Origin of the sequence: Halorubrum sp. AS12, from assembly GCF_051122765.1 — an archaeon.
In the GTDB taxonomy this organism is placed as follows: Archaea; Halobacteriota; Halobacteria; order Halobacteriales; family Haloferacaceae; genus Halorubrum; species Halorubrum trapanicum.
The window spans coordinates 573,678-590,191 of record NZ_CP185385.1 but is presented as its reverse complement, the minus strand read 5'-3'; the positions used below and the strand labels follow the sequence as shown (position 1 = coordinate 590,191).

At 67.9% G+C, this 16,514-nt stretch carries 11 protein-coding genes and 3 pseudogenes; 8 read left to right on the top strand and 6 right to left on the bottom strand.

Annotated features, from left to right (window positions below; genetic code table 11):
• Positions 1–61: 61 nt before the first annotated feature.
• The gene (locus tag ACODNG_RS03000; protein WP_434522374.1) at positions 62–1,351 is read left to right on the top strand and encodes a Glu/Leu/Phe/Val family dehydrogenase; all 1,290 of its coding nucleotides are present in this window, start codon (positions 62–64) and stop codon (positions 1,349–1,351) included.
• Positions 1,352–1,953: 602 nt separating this feature from the next.
• Here the strand turns inward: ACODNG_RS03000 and ACODNG_RS02995 are convergent.
• Entirely contained in the window at positions 1,954–2,874 is a 921-nt protein-coding gene (locus ACODNG_RS02995; protein WP_434522373.1) for a cation diffusion facilitator family transporter, read from the bottom strand.
• Positions 2,875–3,046: 172 nt separating this feature from the next.
• On the opposite strand from ACODNG_RS02995, the gene ACODNG_RS02990 reads away from it, so the two are divergent.
• A complete protein-coding gene (locus ACODNG_RS02990) occupies positions 3,047–3,748 on the top strand; it encodes an HD domain-containing protein (RefSeq protein WP_209546101.1) in 702 nt (233 codons plus the stop codon).
• Positions 3,749–3,763: 15 nt separating this feature from the next.
• Here the strand turns inward: ACODNG_RS02990 and ACODNG_RS02985 are convergent, their stop codons facing one another.
• Positions 3,764–4,495 carry a TetR/AcrR family transcriptional regulator gene (locus tag ACODNG_RS02985; protein ID WP_434522372.1) on the bottom strand — a complete coding sequence of 244 codons (732 nt, stop codon included), beginning with the start codon at positions 4,493–4,495 and terminating at the stop codon, positions 3,764–3,766.
• A 166-nt stretch (positions 4,496–4,661) separates the two neighbouring features.
• Between ACODNG_RS02985 and ACODNG_RS02980 the strand changes: the two genes are divergently transcribed.
• Positions 4,662–6,374 (top strand): COG1361 S-layer family protein, encoded by a 1,713-nt coding sequence (locus ACODNG_RS02980; RefSeq protein ID WP_434522371.1) that lies wholly within the window; start codon positions 4,662–4,664, stop codon positions 6,372–6,374.
• A gap of 60 nt (positions 6,375–6,434) precedes the next feature.
• Positions 6,435–8,932, top strand: a pseudogene (locus ACODNG_RS02975) (efflux RND transporter permease subunit).
• Positions 8,933–8,990: 58 nt separating this feature from the next.
• On the opposite strand, the gene ACODNG_RS02970 reads toward ACODNG_RS02975, so the two are convergent.
• The gene (locus ACODNG_RS02970) at positions 8,991–9,413 is read right to left on the bottom strand and encodes a hypothetical protein (protein WP_434522370.1); all 423 of its coding nucleotides are present in this window, start codon (positions 9,411–9,413) and stop codon (positions 8,991–8,993) included.
• A 252-nt stretch (positions 9,414–9,665) separates the two neighbouring features.
• On the opposite strand from ACODNG_RS02970, the gene coxB reads away from it, so the two are divergent.
• Positions 9,666–10,442: a cytochrome c oxidase subunit II gene (gene coxB, locus ACODNG_RS02965; protein WP_209546094.1), complete on the top strand. Its 777-nt coding sequence runs from the start codon at positions 9,666–9,668 to the stop codon at positions 10,440–10,442.
• Positions 10,439–12,938, top strand: a pseudogene (locus ACODNG_RS02960) (cbb3-type cytochrome c oxidase subunit I). Before coxB ends, ACODNG_RS02960 begins: the two are co-directional and overlap by 4 nt.
• A 34-nt stretch (positions 12,939–12,972) precedes the next feature.
• Here the strand turns inward: ACODNG_RS02960 and ACODNG_RS02955 are convergent.
• Entirely contained in the window at positions 12,973–13,455 is a 483-nt protein-coding gene (locus ACODNG_RS02955; protein ID WP_434522369.1) for a DUF7575 domain-containing protein, read from the bottom strand.
• A 79-nt stretch (positions 13,456–13,534) separates the two neighbouring features.
• Between ACODNG_RS02955 and ACODNG_RS02950 the strand changes: the two genes are divergently transcribed.
• Together ACODNG_RS02950 and ACODNG_RS02945 are read left to right on the top strand one after the other, a co-directional pair.
• Entirely contained in the window at positions 13,535–13,675 is a 141-nt protein-coding gene (locus ACODNG_RS02950) for a hypothetical protein (protein WP_434522368.1), read from the top strand.
• Between the two features lie 81 nt (positions 13,676–13,756).
• Positions 13,757–14,749, top strand: a complete 993-nt coding sequence (locus tag ACODNG_RS02945; protein WP_434522367.1) for an NAD-dependent epimerase/dehydratase family protein — start codon at positions 13,757–13,759, stop codon at positions 14,747–14,749.
• 36 nt (positions 14,750–14,785) lie between these two features.
• Here the strand turns inward: ACODNG_RS02945 and ACODNG_RS02940 are convergent, their stop codons facing one another.
• Entirely contained in the window at positions 14,786–15,535 is a 750-nt protein-coding gene (locus tag ACODNG_RS02940; protein ID WP_434522366.1) for a GNAT family N-acetyltransferase, read from the bottom strand.
• A gap of 64 nt (positions 15,536–15,599) precedes the next feature.
• A pseudogene (locus ACODNG_RS02935) lies at positions 15,600–16,405 on the bottom strand (pirin family protein).
• Between the last annotated feature and the right edge of the window lie 109 nt (positions 16,406–16,514).

The following is a 16,514-nucleotide window of genomic DNA, read 5'->3' as shown; positions in this document are numbered from 1 at the left end:
TTGTCTCCCGATGGCGATACTTGCCGAAACCGATATCACCCATGGTCGAGTCGTGCCGGCCATGACCGACGATCCGTTCGAGAACATGCTCGCCCAGATGGACCGCGCCGAGGAGTACGCAGACGTGGACCACGGTATCTTCGAGCGGCTCAAACACCCGGAGCGCACGCTCAAGGTCACGCTCCCGGTCGAGTTGGACTCCGGCGAGGTCGAAGTGTTCGAGGGGTACCGCTGTCAGTTCGACAGCGCCCGCGGGCCCTTCAAGGGCGGCGTCCGGTTCCACCCGTCGGTCACCCAGCGCGAGGTCGAGGCGCTCGCCGGGTGGATGACCTGGAAGACCGCGCTGGTCGATCTCCCGTACGGCGGCGCGAAGGGCGGCGTGATCTGCGAGCCGAAAGAGCTCACCCAGAACGATCTGGAGAGCCTCACCCGTCGGTACACCGAAGGGATCCGCCGGATGATCGGTCCCGAGACCGACGTGCCCGCGCCGGACATGAACACGAACCCGCAGACGATGGCGTGGATGATGGACACCTACTCGATGTACGAGGGGCACTCCATCCCGCAGGTCGTCACGGGCAAGCCGCTGGAGATCGGCGGGACGCCCGGCCGCGTCGAGGCCACGGGTCGCGGGGTCTCGCTCGTGACCGAGCGGCTCTTCGAGTACCTCGACCGCGACCTCTCCGACGCCTCCATCGCGATTCAGGGGTTCGGGAACGTCGGGTCGAACGCGGCCCGGCTCCTCGACGAGTCGGGCGCCAACGTGGTCGCGACCTCCGACGTGTCGGGCGCGGCCTACGATCCCGACGGACTCGACGTGGCGGCGCTCGGCGCGCACGTCGACGCGGGCGGCCTGATCGAGGAGTACGTCGCGGGCGAGTACCGGGGGAACGCGGACGGCTCCAGCTGGGACGACCCGGACGCGATCACCAACGCGGAACTGCTGACCCTCGACGTCGACGTGCTCATCCCGGCCGCCGTCGAGGGCGTGATCACCGCGGACAACGTCGACGACCTCCGCGCGTCCGCGATCGTCGAGGCCGCCAACGGCCCGACGACGGTCGCCGCCGACAAGGCGCTCACCGAGCGCGACATCCAGGTCGTGCCGGACATCCTCGCGAACGCGGGCGGCGTCATCGTCTCGTACCTGGAGTGGGTCCAGAACGCCCAAGAGTTCTCGTGGCCGCTGGAGACGGTCAACGCCGAGTTGGAGCGCCGCATCGGCGACGCGTTCGACAAGACCATCGAGCAGTACGACGCCAAGGAACTTCCTGACCTGCGGACCGCCGCGTACACGCTCGCCTTGGAGCGCACGGCGAAGGCCCACGAGTACCGCGGGCTGTTCCCGTAGACGGCGAGCGACGAGCGATAGCGGGAGTACGTTTATCTAGACGACTGAGCGGTTGTTTATAAGTGAAATCTTGGTGCCGGTGCCGGCTATTTATAAGTGACAGACGAAGCGGTGCGGACCTCCAAAGCCCCAGCCGCTCTCTTATAAATGAACGGCCTCGGATCGGCGACGAACACCGCCAAAGCCCCAGCCGATCGGGTATAAATGATTGACCGGAGATCGACGGCGAACACCTCCAAAGCCCCAGCCGCGAGGGCTCGGTGCGCTCGCTGCGCGCCTCGGTCGCTCACTCTGTTCGCTCCCTCGGTGCTTACGTCGCGCGCCTTCGCCCTCGCGGCTGCCCCTTTGAGTCCCGCCCCGCACAGCACCTCACGCCTCCCCAGCCTCGTCGGTCGCCCTCCGCTTCGCTCCGGGCGGCCGACTCCCTCGCACCGTCGGTTCGCGGCCCTCCGGGCCGCTCGCCGGGGCGCGCCACCGCACCGCTTTTATAAGTCATCACCGCAGCGAGAGCCGACCGGCGCCGTGCGCGGACGAGTTAACCCGCACGCCGAGGCGACCCCGTCGTTCGTCCCCGTCTCCTCGCTCGCACGGATCTCTCCGTTCTACTCGCCGCCCCGGTCTTCGGCGTCCTTCCACTCGCCGAGTCCGGACGGGTCGAGGTGGACGTGGACATCGCCGACGTCCTCCAGCGCGCGGAGGCTCGTGACGAGCTCCGTCTCCACGTCGTGGGCCTCCCGGAGCGTCATCTCCCCGTCGACCTCGACGTGGACCTCGACCTCCAGGTCGGTCCCGTCGTAGTAGACGGTGAGGTCGTGGACCCCCTCGACCGCGGGGTTCTCGCGGAGCGCGGCGACGACGCGGTCGCGGTCGCCCGCCGGCGGGGCGCCCCCGACGAGGTAGGTGACGTTCTCGCGGCCGATCTCGATCCCCTGATAGACGACGAGGAGGCTGACGAGCGCGCCGGCGACCGGATCGAGGATCGGGACGTCGAGGAACACGCCGAACACGCCGACGAGCGCCGCGATCGTGGTGTAGATGTCGTTGAGGCAGTCGACGGCGAGCGCGGCGAGCGCCGTCGAGCCGAGGTCGGCGTTCACCAGCTCCGTGTACCAGTACAGCAGATACATGTCCGCCATCGCGAACAGCAGCGCGGCGACGAGGAGGAGGCTCTTCTGAGGCGGACTGTGCGTCCCGAGCAGCCCGAGGACCGACTCGCGCAACAGGAGGAGCCCGAGGACGACGATGGTCGCGCCGACGAGCAGCGCCGTCAGCGGCTCGATCCGCTGGTGACCGTGCGGATGCGTCTCGTCGGCACTCTCGTACCGCGATCCCCCCCAAACGAACACGACCGCGCTGGCGACGAGGTCGGCGACGGAGTGGGCGGCGTCGGCCACCAGCGCGACGCTGCCGAAGGCGAGCCCCGCCGCCCCCTCGACCGCGATCTTCACCGCGTTGCCGGCGACGTTCACCGCCGCCGCCCGCTGGAACCGGGCGCGGTCGCCGTCCCCGAAGGGGCTCAACATAGAGGTCGGTGCGCCCCGGACCCTGTTAAGGGTCTCGCGTCGCGTCGAATCTCGCCTCGCCGCCCGACGGCGACCCTCCCCGCCGGCCGTCTCCGGCGGGAGACTCCGTCGTAACGCCTAAGACCGAAACGCTCCTCGGCTACGGTAATGAATCACGATCTTTTCGCCCGAGGTGGTCCCGGTGGGCGTCGAAATTAAGGAAACGGAGGTGAGCGACGAGGATTTCGAGGAGATGAAGGGGTTCGTCCGCGACTACCTCGCGGCCAGCGTCGAGGGCGAGGACGACGGCGGACGCATGCGCTGGTACCCCTGGCACTCGTCGTCGTACCGCTTCAACCACATCCTCAACGTCGTCGACCTCGCGACCGAAATCGCCGAGGCCGAGGGCGCCGACGTCGACGTGGTCCGCGTCGCCGCCGTCTTCCACGACGTCGCCAAGCTGGAGGCCGAACAGGACGTTCACGCGGAGGCCGGCGCGCGCGTCACCCGCGAGTACCTCCAGAGCCGCGGCAACTACCCGGAGTCGTTCATCGAGGAGGTGTGCGGGGCGGTCGTCGACCACTCCTACACCGGCGACCTCGCCGACGTGCCCCTCGAAAGCCGGTGTCTGATCGAGGCCGACGTGCTCGACAAGGTCGGCGCCAACGGCGCCGTCCTCATGCTGTTGCGGATGGGGTACGAGTCCCGCACGCACATGGACGCCGCGAAGATGGTCGACCGCGTGCTCCAGCGCGCGTACGACCACACGGATCGCGTCGTCTCCGACACCGCCGAGGGCATCGCCCACCAGCGCATCAAGCGCGTGAAGTGGCTCCGCGAGTGGCTCGAAGAGGAGGTCTCCCGGATGGACGCCGAGGGCGTCACGGACCGCTGACGGCGCCTCGGCCCGCTACTCCCCCGAATCGGTAGTCTCGACGAGCGGTAACATCGCTTCCAGGTATCGGTCGATCCCGGCCCGCGACTCCGCGACCCACGACTTCTCGTTCGTCGTCGTCCACCGGAACATCGCTCCGGTGGCGAACGTCTGGAGCGTCAACGCGACTTCCGACGCGGCGACGAAGCGGTCGCCGTTCGTCCCCTCGGCGCCGTCGCGGGACGCGTCGGCCGCCGCCTCGCGGACGAGTCGCTCGAGGTACTCGCCGAAGACGCGGTCGCTGCGGTCGAAGTGTTCGCGGTACGCCTCGTCGCTGCCGGCCTGCGACCGGAGTTCGGTCATCACCGTGACGAACCGCGCGTCGGGAGCGTACTCCTCGTCGAGCGACGCGGGGTCGACCGCGGCCGTGAGGTAGCCGTCGAGCTGGTCGCGCGCCGAGCGATCGAACGCCTCCTCCGGGGCTATCTCGGTCCCCTCCCTCGCGGCCGCGTCGTCTCCTTCCGACGGCTCTGCGACGGCCCCGTCGGCGATGGACGCCTCGAACTCGTCGAGCAGGAACCCCAACAGATCGATCAGCAGGTCGTCTTTCCCGTCGTAGTGGTGGTACACCAGCGAGGGACTCTTGTCGAACTCGTCGCCGATCCGCTGGATCGTGACGTTCGCGTACCCGTGTTCACAGAGCGCGCGGAACGCCGCGCCGAGGATCGCCTGTCGGGTGTCCGACGGCTCCGCGAACGGGTCGTTCATACGTCGCGTAGACGAGTGCGCTATATATGGCCCCTGATTGAACGTTCATTCAACACGCTTATTCCTCGGGAGACCGAGCGGACCGTATGACTCGTTTCGACGCGTCACGGTACGGCCGGTCGGCGCCGCCGACCAGCTCCGCCCGCGGGACCGCTGGAGGGGATCGATGAGTCGGTCGACGCGGCTCGCGACCGTCGCGCTCGCCGTCGTCGCCGCGAGCGCGCTCCTCGTCGGCGTCTCGCTCGCCGGCGCCGCGGCGCCGAGCGCTGGGGGCGCCTCCGGCGGCGGCTCCGCCGCGCTCTCGGGGGTTGACGGCCCGATCGCAGACGGCGCCGTCGCGCAGACGGAGTCCGACCCGACCCCCAGACAGATCCGCGGGTCGCCGGTGCTGGATCTGTTCGTCTCGCAGCGGTCGGTGCCCAGCGGCGCCGAGTCGACGGTGACCGTCGACATCATCAACACCGGCGAGATGGAGATCGGCAACCAGCTTGACTCCCGGGTGACCACCGCCCGCGGGCTCACCCTCGAAGTCGACGACGGCGACGTACCGATCGACGTCGAGGACGGCAAGATACCGGTCGGCGACGTGCCGACCTCCGCGAGCCCCGTCTCCGTCCCCCTCGACGTGACCGTGCCCGACGACGTGCCCGACGGCAGGTACGAGGTGGAGGCGACGGCCCGCTACCGGTACACCTTCGAGGTCATCCCCGAGTTCAACGACCACAAGGACCGCCGGGGGATCGACGACTTCGACCTGACCATCGTCGTCGACGACGGCGCGCGCTTCGCGGTGCTGGAGACCGACACCGACGCGCAGGTCGGCGGCGGCGGCGACGTGACCGTCACGATGTCGAACGTCGGCGATGAGACCGCCCGCGACGCAGTCGTCTCCGGAACGACGACCAGCCCGGGAGTCCGGCTCGGGTCCGGCGAGGGCGGCGGCCAGTCGTTCGTCGGCGACTGGTCGCCCGGCGAGAACCGGACGGTGACGTTCGACTCGTCGGTCGGCGAGGCGTTCGGCGGCGGCGCGTACGCCCTCTCCTCGACCGTCGACTACCGGGACCCGGACGGGATCGACGAGACCGCGGCGCCCGCGCGCGCCGGCGTCGTCCCGATCCGCGAGCAGTCGTTCTCGCTGGACGACGTCTCCGGGACGCTCGAAGTCGGGTACTCCGGGACGGTCTCCGGCACGATCACCAACGAAGGACCGCTCGACGTCGAGAACGCTGTCCTCGTCGCCGACTCCGGGAGCAACCGCGTGAGCCTCGGCGAAAGCCGGTACGCGCTCCCGACGATCCCGGCGGGCGAGTCCGAAGAGTTCTCGTTCGACGCCGACGTGAGCGGGAGTGCGGACCCCGGGCCGCGGCAGTTCCGCTTCACGACCGAGTACGACAGCGGCGACGCGACGGTCGCCGTCGAGGAGACCCGCCGCGTCGAGGTCGCGCCCCGACAGTCCGAGTTCGATCTCGCCGTCGACAACGCCACGGTCTCGGCCGGCGAGACCACGCGGATCGACGTGGAGATCACGAACCGGCGGCCGGAGACGCTGTCGTCGATCAACGCCGGACTCTACGCCGAAAGCCCGCTGACGGCGGTCAACGACGAGGCGTTCGTCGACGAGTTGGAACCCGGCGAGTCCGAGGAGATCTGGTTCGAGGTGTCGGCCGCGTCGGGTGCGAGCGTCGAGGACCACCCGATCGAACTCGACTTCCGGTACGATGACGAGCGGGGCAACGACCGCATCTCGGACGTCACGCAGGTCCCGGTGTCCGTGACCGCCGCCGTCGACGACGGGGGCGCGCCGACCGGACTGATCGCCGTCGTCGTCCTGCTCGTCGTCGCCGCGGTCGGCGGCGCCGTCTGGTACCGACGGCGGTGATCGGATGACGGGACACGCCACTGAACGCCGAGCGACGGCACGCCGGACAGCGGGGCGCCGGTGACCGCGGCCGACCGCGCCATCGAACGGATCGACCGCGTCGTCACGGAGCGGCCGCTGGCGGTGATCGCGGTCTTCCTGCTCGTCACCGTCGCCTTCGCGGGCGGCCTGACGGGTATCGAGACGAGCGCGGGCGCGGACCAGTTCACCCAGGACATCCCCGCACAGCAGGCGCTCGACGACATCGACGAAGAGTTCGAGACGTCGATCGGCGGCTCCGCCACCTCGGCACAGGTGATCGTCTCCGACGACAACGTGCTCTCTCGCGACGCGCTGGTACGGACCTTGGAGACGCAACACCGGCTGGAGTCGCGCTCGACGCTCCGGGTCGCGTCGACGTCGAGTCACGCGGACGCGATCGCGCGACAGCTGGATCCGGACGCGGCAAACGCGGCCGAGCGGCGCGACGCCGTGGCGGAGGCGACGCCCGCCGAACTGCGGACGGCCATCTCCGAGGCCGACGCGGCGGGCGCGATCGCGGCGCAGGTGTCCGTCGACTACAACCCCACCGCGCAGGCGGCCGACACGGCCATCGTGGGGATCACCTACGACCTGCCGGACGCGGCGACGACGGCGCGGGTCACTGAGCTTCAGACCCGCAGCGTCGACGTCGTCGACACCGTCCCGGGCAACGAGGCCGGCGAGAACGCAATCCTCTTCGGCGACGGCGTCCTCCAGTCGGAGATCACCGCGCTGCTGACCGACACCGCGATCATCGTCTTCCCGGCGGCGCTTATCCTGATCGTCGGGTTCCTGATCTTCGCCTACCGCGACCCGATCGACATGGCGATCGGGATCTCCGCGCTGCTCCTGTCGCTTTTGTGGACGTTCGGCTTCATGGGCTACGCCGGGATCCCCTTCTCGGACTCGCTCGTGACCGTCTTCCCGCTCCTGCTCGCGGTCGGGATCGACTTCGGGATCCACATCGTCAACCGCTACCGCGAGGAGCGCGAGACTGGGACCGGGATCGAGGCGTCGATGCGGACCACGACCGACCAGCTGCTCATCGCCTTCCTGCTCGTGACGATCACCACGGTGTTCGGACTCGTCTCCAACGTGGTGAGTCCGTTCGATCCCAACCGCGACTTCGGGATCGTCGCGGCCGCCGGGATCATCTTCACGCTGGTGATATTCGGCGTCTACCTCCCGGCGGCGAAGGTGCTCGCCGACCAGTGGCGCGAGGGGCTCCCGATCCCCGAGTTCGGCACGAGCGCGCTCGGGTCGGGCGGGTCGCGGCTCGCCCGCGTCCTCCGCGTCGGCGTCGACCTCTCGCGGATCGCCCCGGTCGCCGTCGTCGCTCTCCTCCTCGTCGGCGGCGCGGTCGGCGGCGCCTACGGCACCGGCGTGAACACGGAGTTCTCGGAGGAGGCGTTCTTCCCCGACCAAGACCGACTGGAGACGTACGCCGACCTCCCGGAGCCGTTCGCGCCGACCGACTACACCTTCCTCGACGTGTTGAACCTCTTCGAAGAGGAGTTCGAACAGGACTTCGTGGGGTCGGTGACGCTGTATATCGACCAGTCGGTCAGAGACGACGACGCCTTGGAGCTGATCGACCGGACGACGCGGAACCCGCCGGACACCTTCGCGACGACCGACGAGCGGCGCGCGCAGGCGACGAGTATCGTCACCGTGATCGACGACCGGGCGGCGCAGGACCCCGAGTTCGCGGCGCTGGTCGAGCGCAACGACCGCCTCGGCAACGGCGTGCCGGACCGGAACGTCGACGAGGTGTACGACGCGCTGCTCGACTCCTCCGCGGGGGGCAGGCACGCGGCTACGTGGCCGCCGACCGCGGCAGCGCGCGGATCGACTACACGATCGAGCCGGGCGTCGACAACTCTGAGGCGGTCTCCGACGTGCGCGGCCTCGCCGAGCGCACCCCGCTCGAAGCCGTACCGACCGGCTCCCTCGTCGTCAACGAGGCGGTGATCGACCTGTTGACCGAGTCGGCGATCCAGAGCCTGTTCGCCGCCTTCGGACTCACGGCGCTGTTCTTAGCGCTGTCGTACGCGTACCTCGAAGGGAAGGCGGTGTACGGACTGTTGAACCTCGTTCCGGTCCTCGTCACGGTCGGCCTGCTCGTCGGGTCGATGCGGCTGTTCTCGATTCCGCTGACGCCGATCAACGCGCCGATACTCTCCGTTTCCATCGGACTCGGCGTCGACTACACCGTCCACTTCGTCCACCGGTTCGTCGACGAGTACAAGTCGGGCCTTCCCATCGACGAGGCGCTCGACGTCACCATCGCCGGGACGGGCGGGGCGCTCACCGGCAGCATGCTCACCACCGTCTCCGGGCTGGGGGTCCTGTGGCTCGCGGTGATCCCACTGCTCCGCGACTTCGGCGTCCTGCTCGCGCTGGGCGTGTTCTACGCCTACCTCTGTTCGATCCTGCTCGTCCCGTCGCTCGTCGTCGTGTGGGACCGGTACGGCGGGCTGGTCGGACTCGGTCTCGACGACGGACTCCGGGGATCCGGCGCCGAGAGCGGGCGCTGACGGCGGCACTATGTTCGGCTCTCTGTAGCAGTCGTCGAGGAAAAGGCGACGGGTCTGTTCAGCCGACGACGCCGACGAGCAGCTGAGCGCTGACGAGGACGAGGAACGCGGCGCCGGTCGCGAGGGTCCCGGCGGCGACGCCGTGCGCGTTCCCGAGTCCGCGGCTCCGCGTCGCGAAGTACGCGCCGAGGAAGACGAAGCCGACGAGCAGCAGCCCGACGAGCAGGTACGCGACGTTCACCAGGGTGCCGGCGAGCCCCTCGGGGAGGCCGAAGCTGCCGACGCCGAGGAGGATGCTCCCGCCGACCAGTACGGTGACGCCGACGAACGAAATCGCCCACACGACCGGCGTCCGAACGATCTCGCCGAGCGTCGCGACGGTCGCCTCGTAGCGTCCGTCCGCCTCGGTACCTCCGGGGGCGGACCGCTTTCCCCCGATTTCGGCGACTGCGATGAACGTGGCGGCGACGAGTAGGCCCATCAGACCCGTGCTCAAGAGGCTGAGTGATGTCATGGATATCCGTTGTTAGGGCCTCCGTTCGCGCGTACAAATACCCTTCGACGCGCCGTGCTTCGTCCCGCTTTCGGCGCTCCCGGCTCCGAGTTCCGGGAGGCGACTCGTGGGAGCTGGTTCGGGCGGGGAAATCGGGTCCTCGACTCCCGATCGTTCGCCCCGCTACACAAGAGATAAGTGTGCCATCGCTAAGGGAGGTACAAGAGCAGACAGACGAACATGATAGATCCAGTTATCCTACAACAGGGGAACGACTGGCGCGCACAGGCGGAGATCTTCGACGAGATTTTCTTCGTCTTCCTCGCGCTCGGTACCCTCGTCGGCACCATCGTCGTGTCGTACACGCTGTGGAACGTGTACAAGTACCGCGACGACGGCAATCGGTCGGACGAGGAGTTCGACGCGCCGGTCGTGGGCGAGCTCCCGACGGGACAGGGCGGTCCGAAAGCGAAGAAGCTCTTCCTCTCGTTCGGGTTGAGCGCGATCGTCGTCATCAGCCTCGTCGTGTACGCGTACGGGCTGCTCCTCTACGTCGAGCAGGGACCGGACACCGGCGACGAGGGAGATATCGAGATTATGGTCGAGGGTTACCAGTACGGCTGGGCCTACGAATACCCGAACGGGCACACCGAACGGGGTGAACTGATCGTGCCGGCCGACCAGCGGGTCGACCTCAACATCACGTCGAGAGACGTGTGGCACAACTTCGGCTCGTCGGACTTACGGATAAAGTCCGACGCCATCCCCGGAGATCACAGCGAGACTTGGTTCACGGTGAGCTCCGAGGATGTCGAGGCGCAAGGCGGGGAGGCGACGTACCGCGTCGAGTGCTTCGAGTTGTGCGGTTCGGGTCACTCCGCAATGGAGGGCCAGATCACGGTCATCCCGGAAGACGAGTGGCAAGAGTGGTACAACAGCACCGGTAACAGCTCCGAGAGCGCCAGTATCGAGGCTCCCGGTGCCGGACTCACCGCTGCGAGCGGGGTAAGCGCATGAGCGGACTCCCGCCGACAACCTCCGTCAAGCGGTGGCTCGTCACGACCAACCACAAGGACATCGGTATCCTGTACACGATCACCGCGCTGTTCTTCCTGCTGTTCGGCGGCGTGATGGCGCTGCTCATCCGCCTCCAGCTGTGGGACCCGACGAGCCAGATCCTCTCCGGGCTGGCGTACAACGAGGCCGTCACCGCCCACGGGCTGATCATGGTGTTCTGGTTCCTCTCGCCGTTCGCGTTCGGGTTCGCGAACTACTTCGTGCCGCTTCAGATCGGCGCGGACGACCTCGCGTTCCCCCGGCTCAACGCCTTATCCTACTGGCTGTACCTGTTCTCGGGCGTCCTGCTCGCGATCAGCTTCTTCCAGGGCGGCACGCTCTCGGCGGGGTGGACGATATACGCCCCGCTCAACGTGCCGATGTACACGCCGAGCATCGGGTCGACCGGCGCGGTGCTCGCGCTCGCGATGTTCGTCACCGGTACGACGGCGTCGACGGTGAACTTCCTCACGTCTATCCACCACTCCCGCGCGGAGGGAATGGGGATCATGGACATGCCGATGTTCACCTGGTCGATGCTCGCGACCGTGTGGATGATGCTGTTCGCGTTCGCCGCGCTGCTCGCGGTCGGACTCATCCTCGCGGCCGACCGCGTCCTCGGGAGCGTCTACTTCTCCGCGACCGAAGGCGGGTCCCTGCTGTGGGGCCACCTGTTCTGGTTCTTCGGTCACCCGGAGGTGTACATCGTCTTCTTCCCGGCGCTCGGCGTCATGCTGGAGCTGTTCCAGACGTTCTCCGGGCGTCGCCTCGTCGGGCGGAAGTGGGTGATCATCTCCATCTGTCTGATCGCCGTCCAGTCGTTCCTCGTGTGGATCGCACCACATGTTCCTGACGACGATCAACCTGGAGATCAAGACGCTGATGATGGCGACGACCATCGGGATATCGCTCCCCTTCGACCTGGTCGTCTTCGCGCTGATCTACACGCTGATCAAGGGGCGGATACAGTTCACCACGCCGTTCCTGTTCGCGTTCGGCGCGCTGCTGCTGTTCATCCTCGGCGGGATCACGGGCGTCTTCCTCGGCGCCATCGTGCTCGACTACGAGTTCCGCGGCACCTACTGGGTGGTCGCGCACTTCCACTACGTGATGTTCGGCGGCGCGACGGCGCTGTTCGGCGGGGCCTACTACTGGTTCCCGAAGATCACGGGGAAGATGTACGACGAGCTGCTCGGGAAGCTCCACTTCGTGGTGTTCTTCATCGGCTTCAACGCCGTCTACTTCTCGATGTTCCTCGGCTGGGAGACCCCCCGTCGGGTGTTCGAGTACAACCCCGAGTTCCAGATCTACCACCAGTTCGGGACGATCGGAGCCTTCGTGCTCGGCTTGTCCTTCTTCATCATGTTCTACAACTTCGCGAAGTCCTACGTCTCCGGCGAGCCGGCCGGCGACAACCCGTGGGACTACTCGCGGACGGCGGAGTGGGCGATCTCCTCGCCCCCGCCGCTCGAGAACTGGCCGAACCGGCCGTCGTACGCCTCCGGGAAGCTGGAGTTCGTGAAAGACTACGTGCCGGACGGCGGTCCCGCGATGAAGACCGACGACAACGGCGACGTCGCCACTGACGGCGGCGACAGCCACTCGGCGCACATCTCGGAGTACCCCTACTGGGACAAACACCCGAGCCACGCGAGCATCTGGCCGTTCGCGCTCTCGCTGGCACTCGGCGTCACGCTGTTCGGCTTCTCCGGCTTCGCCGACTCGGTCACCGTCCAGCTGGGCGAGACGGCCGCGCAGAGCAGCGTCACCGTCTCGAACGCGCTGTACCCGATCGCGATACTCCTCGGTATCGTCGGTCTCCTTTACACCGGCGTGAAGTGGGGTCTCGAAGACTTCTACGCGCCCCCGTCCGAGTTCGCCGAGCGCTGGCCGTTCAACGGCATCGAGAAGGTGAAGCTGGGGATGTGGTTCTTCCTGGCCTCCGACGTGATAGTCTTCGGCGCGTTCATCTCGGCCGCGGTCTTCGTCCGCTACAACGCGGGCTGGATGAGCTGGTCGCCGCTGACCGAGTCGCTGCCGGGACTCATCAACACCTTCGTGCTGATCACGTCCTCGTTCACCGTGATCTTAGCGCTGGTCGCCGCCCGCCGCAAGAGCCGGCAGGGACTCCTCGCGACGCTCGGCACGACAATCCTGCTCGGGTTCACGTTCATGGCGATCAAGCTGTGGGAGTGGAACCACGAGATATTCGACCGCGGCGTGACCATCTCGGCGAACGCCCACGGCGACCCGATTCAGGCGTCGATCTACTACGTCACGACTGGGCTTCACGGGATCCACGTGCTACTGGGTCTCGTGATCGCCATCTTCCTGTTCGTCAGGGCGTACCAGGGCCACTACCTCGACGACGAGCGGCCGATCGAGTACTTCGGTCTCTACTGGCACTTCGTGGACATCGTCTGGGTGTTCATCTTCCCGCTGTTCTACCTCTTCTGAGGCGGTTCGCGGTCCGGATCTTTTGCTTTCGTACTTACGACGCGTCGTCCTCCCCCAGCGGCTCCGCACACCACTGACAGAAGTCGAACGTCGGATCCGTCTCTTTGCCGCACTCCGGACAGCGGATCGTTTCCGCGGACGCCGGAGTTCCTTTGCCCGCCGACGTTTCCGCGGACGTGGCGTCGGAATCGGCGACCGCGTCCGCCGGGTCGGCCGCGCGCGCCGCGTCGCGTTCCCGCTCGTACTCCCGGTTGTTCCGGCGGGCCACGACGTACGCGTCGATCACGCTGGCCCCGACGACCGCCGCGGCGGGCGCGATGTCGCGGAGCGGTGGGGGGTTCCCGGTGAACGCGGCGGAGATCGCGGCGTCGGGAACGAACACGACAACCGCCGCGGTGACCGCCAGGTACCAGCCGAGCGCGCGGGCCCACCGACGGAGGTACGCGTGGCCGAGTCCGGAGATGACGAGCGCGAGCAGGGCGGCGAGCCAGGGTCGCCGTAGGGAGTGATCTGACATAGCCGACCGTACGGTCTCACGCCCTGAGAAGCTACCCCTCTCTCGGAGCGTTTATGTGGCGGACGCGCCGAACTCGGGTATGTTCGGCCTGCCGACCGGCGAGTTCCTCGGCGGAATCGCGATCGCGGTGTTCGGCGTCGGGACCTGGGGTATCGGTCTCGGTGTCGCGTACCTCCTGTACCGGCGGTGGCGCGGCGACGGGCCTCGGGACGACGAGTAGGCAGCGGTCGTCCGCGTCGTCAGCGACCGACTCGCCTTCCGATTCGGCCACGCTTTTCACCTCGCTCGTCCGATCCCGAGTATGACAGACACGGCGCTCGTCGTCGGCGGCACGCGCTTTATCGGCCGACATACGGTCGAGGAACTGCTGGCACACGACTACGAGGTCGCGATATTCAACCGAGGAAACCACGAGAACCCCTTCGCTGACGACGACCGGGTCACTCACGTCGAGGGCGACCGGACCGACGAGACCGCGTTACGCGCCGCGAAGCTGTCGGTCGACCCCGATATCGTGATCGACTGCGTCGCCTACCACCCGGCCGACGTGGAGACCGCCACGGAGGTATTCGCCGACGTCGACGGCTACGTGTACATCTCGTCCGGGTCCAGCTACGCCGCCGAGGAGATCCCCAAACGGGAGGACGAGACGCCGCTAGAGCCGTGTACCGACGCGCAGGCGACCGACGACTCTCACGAGACGTACGGCAACCGGAAGGCGGAGGGCGACCGCGCCGTCTTCGCGGCCGCCGAGGAGGGAGTCTCCGCCATGGCCGTCCGCCCGTGTATCGTCTACGGGCCGCACGACTACACGGAGCGGCTCGACTACTGGATCGACCGCGTGCTCACCTACGACCGCGTGGTGGTCCCCGGCGACGGGCAGAACCTCTGGCACCGGGCGTACGTCGAGGATGTCGCGAGCGCGCTGCGGATCGTCGCCGAGCGCGGCGAACCGGGGACGGCGTACAACGTCGGCGACCGGCGCGCGCTCACCCTCCGGGAGACGCTGGAGGCGATCGCCGACGCGGGCGGGGTCGACTGCGAGATCGTCCCGGCGAGCGACGACGCGCTCGCGGCCGGCGGACTCGCACCCGACGAGTTCACCCTCTACCGCGAGTACCCGCACCTGCTCGACACCTGTGCGCTCGCCGACCTCGGCTGGGAGTCGACCCCGGTCGACGAGGCGATGGAACGGACCGTCGAGGAACACCGCGAGTCCGACCGCGACGGGAGCGAGTGGGACCCCGGCCGCGAAGCCGAGGAACGCGTCATCGGCGTGAAAGAAACGCTCTGAGAAGGGGCGTCGGTCCGACGATCGAGCCGAACCGCGTCAGTACGCGGCGTCCCAGCGCGTCGGCTTCCGTCGGTTTCCACAGTCGCGACACTCCATCCGGTCCATCGTGTCGATCGCGATGTCGGTTCCTTCGCAGTTGCCACAGAGGTAGCCGTACCGGCGCTCGTGGTCCGGGTCGGCGTACGCGACGTAGAACGGCGCCTGCGACCCGCGGTCGCTCTCGTCGAACGCGACGTGGACCGTCTCGCCCTCCTCGGTCTGGTACGTCGCCTCGGAGATGCCCCTGAGCCGGCCGACCTGCTTTCGGTACTCTCGTTCCGCGAACGTCTCGCCGCCGATGTCGACGTCGCGCTCGCCCGCGAGCTCGTACCCCTCGCGCTCGTAGAACTCCGTCCCCGCCTCGTTGTCGGCGAGCACGCGCGCCTCGATGCGGTCGACATCGGCCGAGCGGAGCGCGGACTCGACCCGTTCGAGGAGGGCGGAGCCGATTCCCGACCCCCTGTGGTCCGGGTGGACGTGGAGCCAGTCGATCTCGCCGACGCGCTCGCGGCGCCCGACGACGTAGCTCTCCGCGAACCCGACGACGACGCCGTCCACGACGGCGACCGGGAACACCGCGTCGTCGTCCTCGACGTCGTCGCCGAGGTCGCCGGCGTCGTACCACTCCTCGACGGCCTCGTCCAACAGTTCCTCGTCGACGGCGTGTCCGTACGAGGCCACGAGCGACTCGCGGGCGACCGAGCGGACCGCGTCGATGTCCGCGGCTGTTGCGGCGCGTAGATCCATACGGGTAGATCTCACCCCGACTACAAAAAACTCGGTCGGTGTTCTCGCCGCGACCCGGCGAGTCTCAGCGGACGAACGGGCCGCGCTGGTTGATCGGCTCGGCATGCGGACGCCCCGAGACCGCGACCGCGCGGAGCGAATCCTCGGCACTGACGTCGACGGTTTCGGCGTCGGTCACCGGGAGCACCTCGCCCTCGGCGATCGGGTCTCCGCGCTCCGTCGCGTCGTCTCCCCCGGTATTCTCGACGTTCTCCGCCCCGCCGGTGCTCACCGTCCCCGCGCCGTCCACGGCGTAGAGGAAGCCGGTCCAGCCGTCCGGAATCGACCACCGCCACGAGCCGGTAACCTCGGCGTCGAGGTACTCCAGCGGCGTGTGCGTCGACAGCGGCGACCCCTCTCCGACGACCGTGGTGACCGTCGCGCCGTCGACCGCCTCGGTCGAAAGCTCGTCGGCCGCGGCGTCCGAGTAGTCGGGGTCCATCTCCTTGTCCTCGCGGGGCAGGTTCACCCAGAGCTGGAGTCCGTTCCGAGCCGGCGCCGTCGGCGGGGAACTCGGAGTGCCGGATCCCGCCGCCGGTCGTGATGTCGCATCGCCTCGTTCTCGCGGGCGGTGTTCGTCACGCCGAGGCTGTCCTCGTGGTCCATCCCGCCCTCGATCATGTACGAGACGATCTCGAACCCGCGGTGCGGGTGGATCGGGAACCCCTCGTTCGGCTCGATGTAGAACCGCTCGAAGAGGACGAACGGATCGAGGTGCTGCGGGTGCGCCTCGGTCGGGAACGCTCGATTCGAGTTCACCCCGGTGCCGTGGCGGACGGTCTGGCCTGAGAGGGGCGCCGTCCGGGTCGCGCTCGACTCGTTTTCAGTCACGTTCGAACGGAGCCGACCACCGGCGATAAGCATCACGATTACGGAACTGAGAAATGGTCACTTTCTGTACTGTATTTTCAGAGAAAGACGTTTAGTGGTCTTTTCGCAC

Excerpts from the sequence above, each read along its gene's own strand:
- ACODNG_RS03000 (WP_434522374.1), top strand. The coding sequence starts at position 62 with ATGACCGACGATCCGTTCGAGAACATGCTCGCCCAGATGGACCGCGCC.
- ACODNG_RS02995 (WP_434522373.1), bottom strand. The coding sequence starts at position 2,874 with ATGTTGAGCCCCTTCGGGGACGGCGACCGCGCCCGGTTCCAGCGGGCG.
- ACODNG_RS02985 (WP_434522372.1), bottom strand. The coding sequence starts at position 4,495 with ATGAACGACCCGTTCGCGGAGCCGTCGGACACCCGACAGGCGATCCTC.
- ACODNG_RS02980 (WP_434522371.1), top strand. The coding sequence starts at position 4,662 with ATGAGTCGGTCGACGCGGCTCGCGACCGTCGCGCTCGCCGTCGTCGCC.
- ACODNG_RS02970 (WP_434522370.1), bottom strand. The coding sequence starts at position 9,413 with ATGGGCCTACTCGTCGCCGCCACGTTCATCGCAGTCGCCGAAATCGGG.
- coxB (WP_209546094.1), top strand. The coding sequence starts at position 9,666 with ATGATAGATCCAGTTATCCTACAACAGGGGAACGACTGGCGCGCACAG.
- ACODNG_RS02955 (WP_434522369.1), bottom strand. The coding sequence starts at position 13,455 with ATGTCAGATCACTCCCTACGGCGACCCTGGCTCGCCGCCCTGCTCGCG.
- ACODNG_RS02950 (WP_434522368.1), top strand. The coding sequence starts at position 13,535 with ATGTTCGGCCTGCCGACCGGCGAGTTCCTCGGCGGAATCGCGATCGCG.
- ACODNG_RS02945 (WP_434522367.1), top strand. The coding sequence starts at position 13,757 with ATGACAGACACGGCGCTCGTCGTCGGCGGCACGCGCTTTATCGGCCGA.
- ACODNG_RS02940 (WP_434522366.1), bottom strand. The coding sequence starts at position 15,535 with ATGGATCTACGCGCCGCAACAGCCGCGGACATCGACGCGGTCCGCTCG.